12 protein-coding genes and 1 tRNA gene are annotated in these 12196 nt (G+C 36.5%); 6 read left to right on the forward strand and 7 right to left on the reverse strand.

Annotated features, from left to right (window positions below; translation table 11 throughout):
• Positions 1–149: 149 nt before the first annotated feature.
• From EKL97_RS09500 to EKL97_RS09525, 6 genes are all read right to left on the reverse strand, one after another.
• Positions 150–2246 (reverse strand): peptidylprolyl isomerase, encoded by a 2097-nt coding sequence (locus EKL97_RS09500; RefSeq protein ID WP_126568724.1) that lies wholly within the window; start codon positions 2244–2246, stop codon positions 150–152.
• Positions 2247–2354: 108 nt separating this feature from the next.
• Positions 2355–3614: a hemolysin family protein gene (locus EKL97_RS09505; protein ID WP_126568725.1), complete on the reverse strand. Its 1260-nt coding sequence runs from the start codon at positions 3612–3614 to the stop codon at positions 2355–2357.
• A gap of 3 nt (positions 3615–3617) precedes the next feature.
• Positions 3618–3812, reverse strand: a complete 195-nt coding sequence (locus EKL97_RS09510) for a hypothetical protein (protein WP_126457478.1) — start codon at positions 3810–3812, stop codon at positions 3618–3620.
• An 11-nt stretch (positions 3813–3823) separates the two neighbouring features.
• Complete coding sequence (gene lptC / locus EKL97_RS09515) at positions 3824–4378, reverse strand: LPS export ABC transporter periplasmic protein LptC (RefSeq protein ID WP_126568726.1); 555 nt, start codon at positions 4376–4378, stop codon at positions 3824–3826.
• Between the two features lie 45 nt (positions 4379–4423).
• The gene (locus tag EKL97_RS09520; protein ID WP_126568727.1) at positions 4424–5674 is read right to left on the reverse strand and encodes a hypothetical protein; all 1251 of its coding nucleotides are present in this window, start codon (positions 5672–5674) and stop codon (positions 4424–4426) included.
• Positions 5667–6401, reverse strand: a complete 735-nt coding sequence (locus EKL97_RS09525; RefSeq protein WP_126554915.1) for a type III pantothenate kinase — start codon at positions 6399–6401, stop codon at positions 5667–5669. The genes EKL97_RS09520 and EKL97_RS09525 overlap by 8 nt, the downstream gene beginning before the upstream one ends.
• Positions 6402–6544: 143 nt before the next feature.
• Between EKL97_RS09525 and EKL97_RS09530 the strand changes: the two genes are divergently transcribed.
• The 6 genes from EKL97_RS09530 to EKL97_RS09560 all read left to right on the forward strand — a co-directional run bounded on the left by EKL97_RS09530 (position 6545) and on the right by EKL97_RS09560 (position 11669).
• A tRNA-Phe gene (locus EKL97_RS09530) sits at positions 6545–6617 on the forward strand.
• A 903-nt stretch (positions 6618–7520) separates the two neighbouring features.
• Positions 7521–9680, forward strand: a complete 2160-nt coding sequence (locus tag EKL97_RS09535; RefSeq protein ID WP_126562119.1) for an alpha/beta hydrolase family protein — start codon at positions 7521–7523, stop codon at positions 9678–9680.
• Between the two features lie 227 nt (positions 9681–9907).
• Entirely contained in the window at positions 9908–10258 is a 351-nt protein-coding gene (gene nirD / locus EKL97_RS09545) for a nitrite reductase small subunit NirD (RefSeq protein ID WP_126554910.1), read from the forward strand.
• Positions 10259–10287: 29 nt separating this feature from the next.
• Positions 10288–10875 (forward strand): DUF4202 domain-containing protein, encoded by a 588-nt coding sequence (locus EKL97_RS09550; RefSeq protein ID WP_126568728.1) that lies wholly within the window; start codon positions 10288–10290, stop codon positions 10873–10875.
• 12 nt (positions 10876–10887) lie between these two features.
• Entirely contained in the window at positions 10888–11094 is a 207-nt protein-coding gene (locus tag EKL97_RS09555) for a type IV pili methyl-accepting chemotaxis transducer N-terminal domain-containing protein (RefSeq protein ID WP_126562120.1), read from the forward strand.
• Between the two features lie 74 nt (positions 11095–11168).
• Positions 11169–11669 (forward strand): RHS repeat-associated core domain-containing protein, encoded by a 501-nt coding sequence (locus tag EKL97_RS09560; protein ID WP_126568732.1) that lies wholly within the window; start codon positions 11169–11171, stop codon positions 11667–11669.
• Position 11670: 1 nt separating this feature from the next.
• On the opposite strand, the gene EKL97_RS09565 is transcribed toward EKL97_RS09560, so the two are convergent.
• The coding region (locus EKL97_RS09565; RefSeq protein WP_126568729.1) for an IS3 family transposase at positions 11671–12196 on the reverse strand (526 nt) is incomplete at its 5' end.

Consider the following 12196-nt stretch of genomic DNA (forward strand, 5'->3'; position numbering starts at 1 on the left):
CAATTAAAACTTATTAACATTTGAAAAGTAAAAATTCAACTTTTTGTGAAGGCCTAAAATTATGAAAAAAAGTCCCTTCGCATACAAATAAAAAATCCCGATACATTCAGCATGTATCGGGATTTTTTATTTGATTACTTACGCTTTGACTAGTAATTGAATTCCTGTCTGTTGTCTTCAATTTTAGCATTTCCTTTCAAGGCAGGAACTACTCTATTAGCATCTGAAGCGCTTTGTTCTTTTAATTTAGAAACATAAGAAGCATGGCTTTTCAATGCTGGCGCTTTTACAGTGCTATTGTTTTTCACTACATAAACACCCGTGTTTCCTTCAATTGGAGCTGACATTTTATTTGCTGCTAAAGCAAATGCATTTCCTACTACACTTGGCTCTTGACCAACACCTGGCAACATCGTGTTTAGCATTGTCAAGTCAGTAGCTTGTTGTACGGTAGCTCCTACTGCTTTCGCGATTGCTTCCAGCGAAGAACCTGTCATTTTTGCCTTTATCAATGCTGCTTTTTTCTTGTTTTTTAGTATTTGTTCCACATAAGGTCTCGCCACAGAAACAGCTACTAAACCAGAATTGTCAATGCTCTTTAATTTTGCAATTACGTGACCTACATTAGCCACTTCAAATCTTTTTACAGTACCTACTTTTACTCCTTTTTCAAAAGCCCAACGAACGATTGATCTTTGATTTCCTAAAGTTCCAAAATTTTCGTCCATCCCTTTTACAGAAACAGCCGGAGCTACTACAAGTCCCATATCTTTAGCAACTTTGTTAAAATCTTTATCCACAGCATCCATTTCTAATTTAGTTGCCTGAGTAAACATTTTATCTGAAGTGGCCTCAGATGCTTCTATTTTCTGAGCTACAGTAGCCAAACGAATTCCGTCTTGCTTATCAGTAACTTTGATAATATGAAATCCAAAAGGCGTTTCTACTAACCCTACTTTTCCAATACTGCTATTGAAGACAAAATCATTAAATGGTTTTACCATTTGGTTTGGACCAAAATAACCCAAATCTCCCCCTTGTTGCGAAGATGAATCATCAGAAGCTGTGAAAGCTAACATCAAGAAACTATCCGGACTGGCAGTAACTTGTGCTAAAATACTTTCTGCTTTTGCTTTTGCTTCTTCTTTTGTTCTTTTTTCCTTTTGATTTGGAACTTGAGTCCCTTCATAACTGATCAATATATGACTTGCTTTTGCATTCACACCTGATTTCATTCCCATTGATTTTGAAATACAGAAATATTTCCCGTATATGTAAGGCCCATAAACGGCTCCAGGAGCAAGATTAAATAATTTATCTGCATCAATTGCAGGCAAATCTTTTTTGGCCACATAAGAAGAATCATAAGGAACATCTGAATTTGAATTCACAAACTCAATTGTATTAGTTGCTGCTCTGAATCCTGGTAAGGTATCATTTTTTCCGGTAGCTTGATTGTATACTACTGTTCCGGCTAACAATGCATTTATTTTTGATTTTACTTCGGCTTCATCAGCTGGTGAGGCTTTGTCTTCGATCAAGACATATTCTACTTCACGAGATTCGTCTGCTTTGAATTTTTTTTCATTTTTCTTCATGTAATCAACAATTTCAGCATCAGTCACTTTTACTTGACTGTCTTTGATTGTTGAATATAATCCTGCAACATAGGCAAAGTTTACTTTATTTGCTTCCATCTCATACTGCAACTTGCCTTCGCTCTCCGTTGTAAAAACGGCCGCTTTAATCAATGTAGTATATATTTGATATTTAGCATTAAGATCTGCATCTTTTTCTCTGTCTTTCAAAAACTGAGCTTGGGCAGGATTTGCTTTGAAATATTCTTTAAATTTTGCAATATCAAAAACACCGGCTGCATTCAAAAACAATGGATTCCCACCAATATTTTGATCGCCTTTCAGCACTTCTAATAGGTGTTTTTCACCTACTCGTAATCCTAATTTTTCAAATTCAGCCGTTAGCAAAGCAACCGAAACTTCTTGTTCCCATACTCTGTTAGCCGCTTCAGTTGAAGTAATTCCTTGACCACTTTTTTCAACATTACTCACTTTAACTCTAAAATCTTCAAATGAAATATCTTTCCCGTCAATGCTTCCTACATCTTTTGATGTGCTGCTGAAACCTCCACTGCTAAATATATCACCTATGATAAATGCTAATAAACAAAACCCAATAACTAAGATCAGAAGAAGCGAACGTTGTCTAATTTTTTGTAATAATGCCATTTTATTGTTGTTAATTTTTATATTCAGGTTGCGAAAATACAATTATCTAATTAATAATTATAGTAGTAGCGTTTTATTTTATAAGAAATTTCAATTTTACAAAAAAAACTACTCTAGCACGGTCATATTTACTAATTCTATTTTCTTATTTATTGCTTCTTCAATTACAAAACGATACGCTCCAATGGTGATAACAGCTCCATTTTGAGGAATTTCTGTAGTAAAATTCACAATAAACCCCCCAAGTGTTCCATACGAATCACTTTCCGGAATAGCCAGTTTATAGGTATCATTAAGGTACTCGACGTCTAACCGGGCTGAGAAAACGTATTCGCCATCACCGAGTTCTTTTTCAATCAATTCTTCATCTGAATCGTGTTCATCTTCAATTTCACCAAAAAGCTCTTCCACAATATCCTCTACGGTAATAATTCCGGATGTGCCGCCGTATTCATCTAATACAATAGCTACACTTTTACGTTTTTTGATCAGCAAACTCATCGCATCTTTGATAAAGATTGTTTCCGGAACAAATTCTACCGGAATCACAATATCCTTGATACTGTCTGGTTTTTTGAACATATCAAAGGAATGCACGTAGCCTACAATGTCATCGAGTGAATTTTGAAACACCACTATTTTAGAATAGCCTGTTTCTATAAACAATTCTCGGAGATCTATGATGGTATCCGACAAGTCAATGGCTATAATTTCAGTACGGGGATTCATCACATCTCTGGCTTTGACTCCTGAAAATTCTAATGCGTTTTGAAACATCAGAATTTCAGAATCCATGGCATCATCATCTTCAACACTACTCATTTGTTCCGTAATGTAATTCCCCAGCTCAATTTTACTGAAATAAAGCTGTACATTATCGCCTTCGGTTTTGAAGAATTTTATCAAAACAAAATCAGAAACCCAAATAAAAAATGCAGCTATAAAATAGAAAATACTAAAAAAGAAATAGGCGGGAATTGCAAAAAACTTAAATAGAAAATTGGCATAAATTTGAAAAAAAACTTTTGGCAAGAACTCTGCGGTAATCAGCACAATGATAGTAGAAATTATGGTTTGAATTAATAAATCCAAGAAATCCGAAAACTGAAGCCCCACAGTAACAAACCAGCGCATCAATAATTCGCCCATAAAAAAACCGTAGACCACCATGGTGACATTATTCCCAATGAGCATGGCTACGATAAACTTGGAGGGCTTTTCAGTAAGCTTTGTCAGTATTCTGGAAACAAAACCGCCTTGTTTTTTTTCAATTTCAAGATATATTTTATTTGAAGAGACAAACGCTATCTCCATTCCTGAAAAAAAAGCACTTAGTATTAGACACAGAAAAATAACACTAATCTCCATGAATTAGGATTTTTTGTTTCGGTCTTCAAACTTTTTAGCAAATTTTCTTCTAAAGAAAAACATAAAAACGGCTAATCCGGCAAACATGAAACTCAACCACGGATTTTCTTCCTCGGCATTTAACTTTATGAAGCCATCATAAATAAAATAGGCTCCAAAAACAAGATAAACGTATTGTGTGTATTTTAAGTAGTTCATAGGGTGTTGTGTTATTCAGCGGTTTCGAGTTCGCCGGTTATTTTTTGAGAATTAATCACTTTGAAATCCTTGCTAAAATCGATTCCTTGTCCATTTGAAACACCTTTTGGGTCTGTTAATTTAAACCTTCTTTCGGTAAAAAACCACTCATTCCTTTGATCAAAATAAAGTTGCTCTGTTTCTAACAGCTGTCCATTTTCATTAGAGATCCTTACTTTTCCCTGCAGATCAATTACTGCTGTTCCTTTGTAATAAATGGCATAATTTGATTTGATAAATGTTTTCTTCCCTTTTTTGTCAAATAAAGTAACATCAATCCCTTTTGGGAATTCCGTAAAAGGAAAGCTAACGTTAGAATAATCTAACATTTTAGAGCTGATCAAAATGGATGTAATCCTTCCTGAATCTGTATATTTGAGATTTACCATATCAGCATCACTACTGGGAACAAACTCGGAAAAATTTATTTTTTGTATTTCCTTAAAATTACTTTCGCACCCCAAAAAAAGCGCTCCGGCAAAAACCGCGACCCCTAATTTGATATAATATTTTTTGACTACTGTCATAAGTTGGCCTGGACGAAAAAATTGGAGAAAGTACTTCTTTTTATTCTAGTTGAATTTTCTTCTGATAAACCATTGGTCATTAAGAGAGAAACTCACACTTACATTGGCGTAGTTTTCTTGAACTAAACTAGATGCTGTAGTTCCTTTTTTGCCTAATTCAAATCCAATATTCACATTAGAGAACTGACCTGTTAGTGGCAATCCAATGCCTAGAGTTAATCCCATATCATCAATGGATTCTGAATTGATCACCATTCCGGTTTTTTCAAATCTCAAACCCCCTCGGTACGTAATCCTTTTTGTGTAGCTTGTGAACGAGTTGTAATTAGGAATAAAATACCCTCCAATGCTGTATTTCGAATGCTTTTCGTAGGTAACATTTGGCATTGAATTAAAATTATTTGCCAACGACCCTGCATCCTGTAGCGTCACACCAATGCCTACGAGCCATTTTCTGGCCTGGCCAAAACCTGCTGCTAATGCTAATGTGCTCGGCATTTTCAAATTAACTTGGCTCTTTACATCATCCAGCGCATCTACAACCACCACATCAAAATTTGAACTAAAAACCACTGTCGAAATATTCCTGTTGTTTTTAGACACCAATGTATTTTCCAGCGTATAATTTGCACTACTAAAAAAAGAGATTTTTTTATAGATTTTAGTCTGATACATCATCCCTACATTAAAATTCACCCCAGACAAATCAATCGTATTCAATTCTCTGGTTCCAACAGGAACTCCACTAATGAATTCAAGGTTATTAGATTCAATTTTTCCAAAATTATACTGCACATCGGCACCTACACTAAAATTTGGCGTCACTTTATACCCTACTCCTAAAAAGGCCTTGTTCAAACCACCAGTACCATTGAAACGCTTGCTGTTTTGCGAGGGATCAGTAGCAATAGATTGTATTTTATATCCTACTGATGAATACGGAATCAATCCAAAACCCAACCCAAACTTACCAATAGGCAAACCCACGGCCAGGTAATCCAGAGTCGTTCTTCTTGTATTTGCAGCTTCAGTATCTGTTTTCATTTTTGTGGTCGCATGCGTACCACCCAGGGTAAAAGTAGTTAGTTTAAGACTTGCATAACTGGCTGGATTTTGCAAGTTCATGTGTATACTGTCTTGTTCAATGGCTATTCCTGCCATCGAACGGTTTTCCAACGTTCCTTTGAACCTAACATCTCCTATTCCATAAAAAGAATACGGGGACGCTGTTCCTTCTTGAGCAAAAGATACTAATGATAAAAGCAAACAGGCGCTTATTATAATTTTTTTAATCATTTTTGGTTTTATGTTGAAATGTTTGGTTTAAACTTTCCAGAAGAAAATTTGAATTGGCAAATATGGTATTTTTTAATCGTTTAGCCAAAAAATCTGTGTCTCCACCCGTTAAAATTATTATAAAATTTAAATACCGTGCTTTATATTGATTTATAAACCCGTCAATCTCATAAACTAAACCGTTTACCACTCCGGAATGAATCGATTCTGAAGTTGATTTCCCAATCAAATCTTCCGGAATCCCCAGAGACAATAAAGGTAATTTTGCGGTGTAGTGATGCAATGCTTCATAGCGCAATCGCAGTCCCGGCGAGATCGCTCCCCCTAAATAATTATTTTCCTGATCTATAAAATCATAGGTAATGCAAGTTCCGGCATCAATGACCAGCCGGTTTTGATCCGGATACCGGAGCGTAGCCCCTGCAGCAAGAACCATACGGTCAATTCCCAAAGTTTGTGGCGTTGCGTATTTATTTTGGAACGGAAAAGAATCCTTATTCGAGATAAAATGCACTTTTATCTCTTTATCGAAAGCTAAAAACGGCTGTTTTCCGAGATCTCCAACTGAAGAAACCACCAAATCAGTTGTTTTTTTAAAGTTTTTTAAAATATTTTTAATATTTTTTTCCAATTCAATTTGGCTAAAAACAAAAACCTCCAAAAGCATAGCACCCTCAAAAACAGCGGCTTTAATTCTGGTATTTCCCACATCAACTACTAAAATCATAATTTCTTTTTTGATGGGACAAAGGTACGAATTGATTTTTTTTTAAAATTGTTTTGGATAAACTAAAAATCATACTATATTTGCACCCGCAAACAAGTTCATCGAACTCCTACTAAAATAAGAGCAAAGTGAGATAATAGCGAGGTACCTTAGCTCAGATGGTAGAGCAATGGACTGAAAATCCATGTGTCCCTGGTTCGATCCCTGGAGGTACCACAAAACCCACTCAAACGAGTGGGTTTTTTGTTTTTATACAAAATCAAAAACAACTTTGTTCAAGACTTGATCTAAAACACATTCCTTTCGTCCTTGCTCAAAGCAGTATTGCAAGAAACAAAATACTCGTACAGCAATAAAACCCCCTTCAAAAGACCTCAAAAAGCGCCTTCGTTTCTGGAATCAGTAGTTCCCTCTTGTTCACAAAAAAATATTTTATTCCGTGTACAAACTCCATAAAAAACAGCCCGCACTCTCGTTTAATGCATTGCCTTCATATTCTTTATAATTAAAAACAAATAGGACTAATTGCAAAAAAAACAATCGCACACGAACCCTTTCCTATATTTTTAATAATTTTCCTATAAAAATATTCCACTTCTATGTTTGCAAAAAACACTTTTTAAATAAGTAGGAAAACCAGGCTCATAAAAGGAATAACACATACCCCTGAAAAATAAAGACCGAGTAAAAAGAGGTCCTTTTACAATTTAGCTTTGCATTTTTTTCCGGCAGCAACATCTCCCACAGTCGCTTTCTCGCCCACATTTGTATTGAAAGAAAAAACAGGTATTCCAATACGGATTTCAAAAATCATACCGAGCATCGCCCAGTGGCCATGATACAACTACAACTGGTCTTGGCGTCTTGTAAAGATTTATTTCTTGCTTTCCTTACAAAAAAGGTTCTCAGAATTATCAAAGAGTAATGACAACAAGGAGAAGAATACTCTTATTTTGATGTTTTTATCGGACTACACTGTTCTTTTTTCCTATATTTACTAAAAACCAAACTTCCTTTTTTGCCGAAACAAGCAAATTATGACCAATTGTAACACCAAGAATTAGTTGCCTGTATGCCTTTTCTCTTGAATTAAATAAAAATTAGCGATACCATTACACTATGAAAAAAATTTCCCTGTTACTGCTTTTTATTGCCACGCTGCAAGCCACTATTGCTCAAAACGGAACAGAACCCGTACACCTTACAGATCTGCTAAAAATTAAAACCATCAACAACGTCACACTAACTAAAGACGGAACAAAAGTGGCCTTTACCCTGACCACTATCGAGCCTGACCAGACTAGTACGCTGGATTATAAGTATCGAACCCAGATATATAGCGCATCCACGGCAAACACAGCCACTCCGTTGCAGTTGACCACTAGCAAAGAAGGTGCTGCAAAACCCGCATGGAGTCCAGACGGAAAGCAGCTTGCTTTTACGCGCTCCGTAGAAGACAAATCTCAAGTTTTTATTTTATCCCTAGATGGAGGAGAATCCATGCAATTGACCAGCCATAAGTACGGCGCAAACAACCCAAAATGGTCTCCAGATGGCAAAAAAATACTTTTTTCATCAAGTCTTTCTCTACAAGAATTAATTGCAGACTCTACCCTAAACAAATCACATGACATACCAACTTGGGCCATGGAAAAACCTGGTTTTACCAATAATGAACATTTGTTACCCAATAGCGACAAACCTAACCCAAATGGGAGCTTATCCCAGATAAGAGCCTATCTTGAAAAAAATGCCGTGGATAAAAAAGCAATCGTCCTAAACAAATTAAACTTTCAAAGTGAGTCGGCTATCTCATCCGAAATGACTTATAACCATTTCTTTGATATCAATGTGACTAAAGATGCTGCGCCACGACTGCTCACAAAAGGATTTTATAGTTTTACCAATGCTGACTATACTCCAGACGGCAAACAACTCATTTTCTCGGGCGATATGGACACCGCAGAAAATCCGGATCGCTCTTTAGAAAGCGAAATTTATTTAGCGGATAGTGATGGGACTAATTTAAAAATGATCTTAGGCGAAAAGGACAAAAGATACAGCAATGCCTCCGTATCGCATTCCGGAAAATGGCTTGCCTTTCTTTTTAGTTCTACTTCTTTCGTCTCAGTCCCTACCTTAGCAATAATGCCAATAAACGGAACCGAAAAAGACATTATAACGATCCCATTTGATCGCAATAAAACAAATCTCATTTGGAGTACTGATGACAAACACCTCTACTTCACTGGACAAAGCAATGGTGGAAATGTCCTGAACAAAGTCACTATAGCTACAAGAAAAGTAGATTCTTTATCGAGCAGTGAGATTGGCATTACCAGTTTTGACATTGCTAACAAAACTCTTGTTTATTCTAAAACAGCGATTTCAAATCCATCCGAACTGTATTTTTCCACTACGGATTTCAAAAAAGAAAGAAAAGCCAGTACTTTTAATGATTGGGTGCAAACTAAAAAATTATCCTTCCCTGAAAAGAAAACGTTTGTCAACGATTTAGGGATGACCATTGAGTATTGGGTAATGAAGCCTGCCAACTACCAAGCAGGAGAAAAATACCCTTTGTTGCTGGAAATTCATGGAGGGCCATCTGCTATGTGGGGACCAGGTGAAGAAAGCATGTGGCACGAATACCAATATTTTTGTAGCAAAGGATATGGTGTCGTATATAGCAATCCTAGGGGTTCCGGCGGTTATGGTTTAGATTTTTTACGGGGTAACATCAATGACTGGGGCAAAGGTCCTGCAAGCGATGTGCTGACCGCTTTAGATAAAACTATCGATCAAGGCTGGGCTGATCCCGATAAACTATTGATAACCGGAGGTTCTTATGCTGGTTACCTGACGGCTTGGATTATCAGCCATGACAATCGATTCAAAGCCGCCTGCGCACAACGTGGCGTATACGACCTGAACACCTTTTTTGGCGAAGGGAATGCCTGGAGACTGGTTCCTAATTATTTTGGTGGCTATCCGTGGGAAACCAAAGTAAAAGAAATTCTGGCGAGAGAATCCCCTTTGACATACGTTGAAAACATCAAGACCCCTTTTATTATTTTTCACGGGGGCAATGACCGTCGTACGGGATTCGTTCAGGGAGAAATGATGTATCGCAGTCTCAAGGTTCTGGGGCGTCCTGTTGAATATGTAGTCCATCCGGGAGCAACACACGAAATCACTCGCAATGGCGACAACAGACAGCGAATGGATCAAATGTTGCGAACCTATGAATTCTTTGAAAGATGGATTGCTAAAAAATAAAAAACTAAATTTTAAAATTACGTAGAATAAAAAAATTAAATTAAGTACGTTTATATAAGTATTAATACTTGTATTTACGTAACAATACTTAATTAATTGGATTATGATTAAAGTAACAGTAGTCGGAAACGGCATGCTAGGATACAAGTTTTGCGAAAAATTTATTGCAAAACCCGGACAGGAAAAACATCAAATTACCGTATTTGGAGAAGAACCCAGACGCGCGTATGATAGCGTTGACTTATGTAAAAACTTGGTTCAAGGCCAGAAAAACAAGCGGTTTTCCAAGCAATAGAGGCGGTTGCCTCAAATACAAAGACAAGCAAATTGCCATCATCAACTTTGAATGCAAAAAAGAATGGTATGCTTGTCAAAACGCCTGCCCTAATAAAATGAAAATGGCTCTTTCCAGAGGAATGTTGAGTTCTATGGGAGATATTCCCAAAATAGCCTGCCCTTTGCACAAAAAAACTTTTTCACTTGTGGACGGTACCAATTTAAATGGAGACGATCTAAAAATTGCGACTTATCCTGAAAAAATTATAGGTAACGAGGTATTCGTTGGCTTTTTGGATTAATTATGTATCTTTGATTTTAAACCTTTCAAATGACAATCTTACAATTCCAAAATGCCAGCGCATGGATTGATGCAGAAAATGCACAAGATCCAAATCATGAAATAGACCACTCTGTTTCGCAGCCAAAGGAACTATTGTACTCTAATCGAATGTACGAAAGGCTGATGGATTTTTATCCAAATGCATCCGAAGCTGTTCAAATTTCGGCCAAAGCACAACACATTTGCCGATGGAAAATGCCCCGAGAATCCTATCCAATGGATCGAGTGGGCTATTTAAAATGGCGCGAAGATTTGAAAAAATTTCACGCTAAAACCACTGCTGAAATTTTAGAAAAAGCAGGATATTCCACAGCATTTATTGCACGGGTTTCTTTCCTTATCGAAAAAAAATTACTCAAAAAAGATATCGAAACACAACTCCTTGAAGATGTAATTTGTTTGGTGTTTATGGAATTTTATTTGGATCCTTTTGTTCAAAAACACGACCGAGAGAAAATGAAAAATATTATCTTGAAAACCTGGAATAAAATGTCTAAAAAAGGACAACAGGAAGCCCTAAAAATAAAATTTAGCGCTGAAAATTTCGATTTGATAAAAGAAGCGCTTGGTTTGTAAATCGACATGCTTATGAAAAACAGAGCCACAGCATCTGTTGACAAAGACACCTTCAAAAATCTAAGACGATTCTATCTATTTGCCTTATTGACTATTGTGGTTACGGTTCTGTTAAGTCAACTTCTAATTCAGTCCAACCTCAACCGTCAGTTGAGCGATTCTAAAATAATCAATATTTCGGGTAAACAAAGAATGCTGAGCCAGAAATTGACAAAATAAATTTTAATTTTGGGATTTATTGCTGATCCCAATACTAAAACCACGAACATTTAGCAGAAGTTGGATTGATACACATGAACGGTCGTTTGTACGATCCTGTTTTACGTTCTTTTTTAATGCCAGATAATTTTATCCAGCAACCGGAGAATACCCAAAATTACAACCGCTATGCCTATGTGTTGAACAACCCATTAATGTATACCGATCCTAGTGGGGAAATAATTCCTTTTTTGGTTGCAGTTGCTATTGGCGCAGCTGTTTCTGCTACCGTTTATACTTTAACTGCTCTAATGAGCGATGTACCTTTTAGTGTTGGTGGCTTGCTAAAAGCCACTTTTATAGGAGCAGCTAGTGCAGCAGTAACTTTTGGTATAGGTAGTGCTTCTACAGCATTGTTTACTAATTTCTTTTCAAAAGCAGCTTTTCAAGCTGTTGCTCATGGCACTTTTCAAGGAACAGTGACGGCTATAAGTGGTGGAAAGTTTTGGTCTGGTTTTGCAGCCGGAGCACTTAGTAGTATCGCGAGTAGTTTGTATAGCGGTGGACTGGATATGCAAATAAAAACTGCACATTAAGTTAAGCTACATTTTTGTAATTAATTTGATTGTTAAATTCTTCAATAGTTGCATAATTTAAAGCAGAATGTCTCCTTTTTCTGTTGTACCAAATTTCAATGTATTCAAAGATTTCCAGTTTCATTTGTTCTTTTGAAATCAGTTTGTTTCCATAAATCAATTCCGTTTTCAAGGATTTAAAAAAGCTTTCCGCTACTGCATTATCCCAACAATTTCCTTTGCGACTCATACTGCGGGTTATTTTTTTATAGGAATCAAGAACATTTACAAACTTTTTGCTAGCATATTGAACACCTCTGTCGGAATGAAAAATCAAACCTTCCTCAATATTTCGGTTTTTAACGGCCATTTTCCAAGCTCCAAGCGTAGTTTCATCTGTACTCATTCCATCGCTCAAACTCCAACCTATAATTTTTCGGTCGTATAAATCCATAATAGTTGTCAGGTATACAAATCCCTCTTTAGTTTGAATATAGGTGATATCAGAAACCCAAACTTTTGAAGGCATTTTGACAACAAACTCCCTA

Source organism: Flavobacterium sp. LS1P28, from assembly GCF_003970335.1.
Lineage (GTDB): Bacteria > Bacteroidota > Bacteroidia > Flavobacteriales > Flavobacteriaceae > Flavobacterium.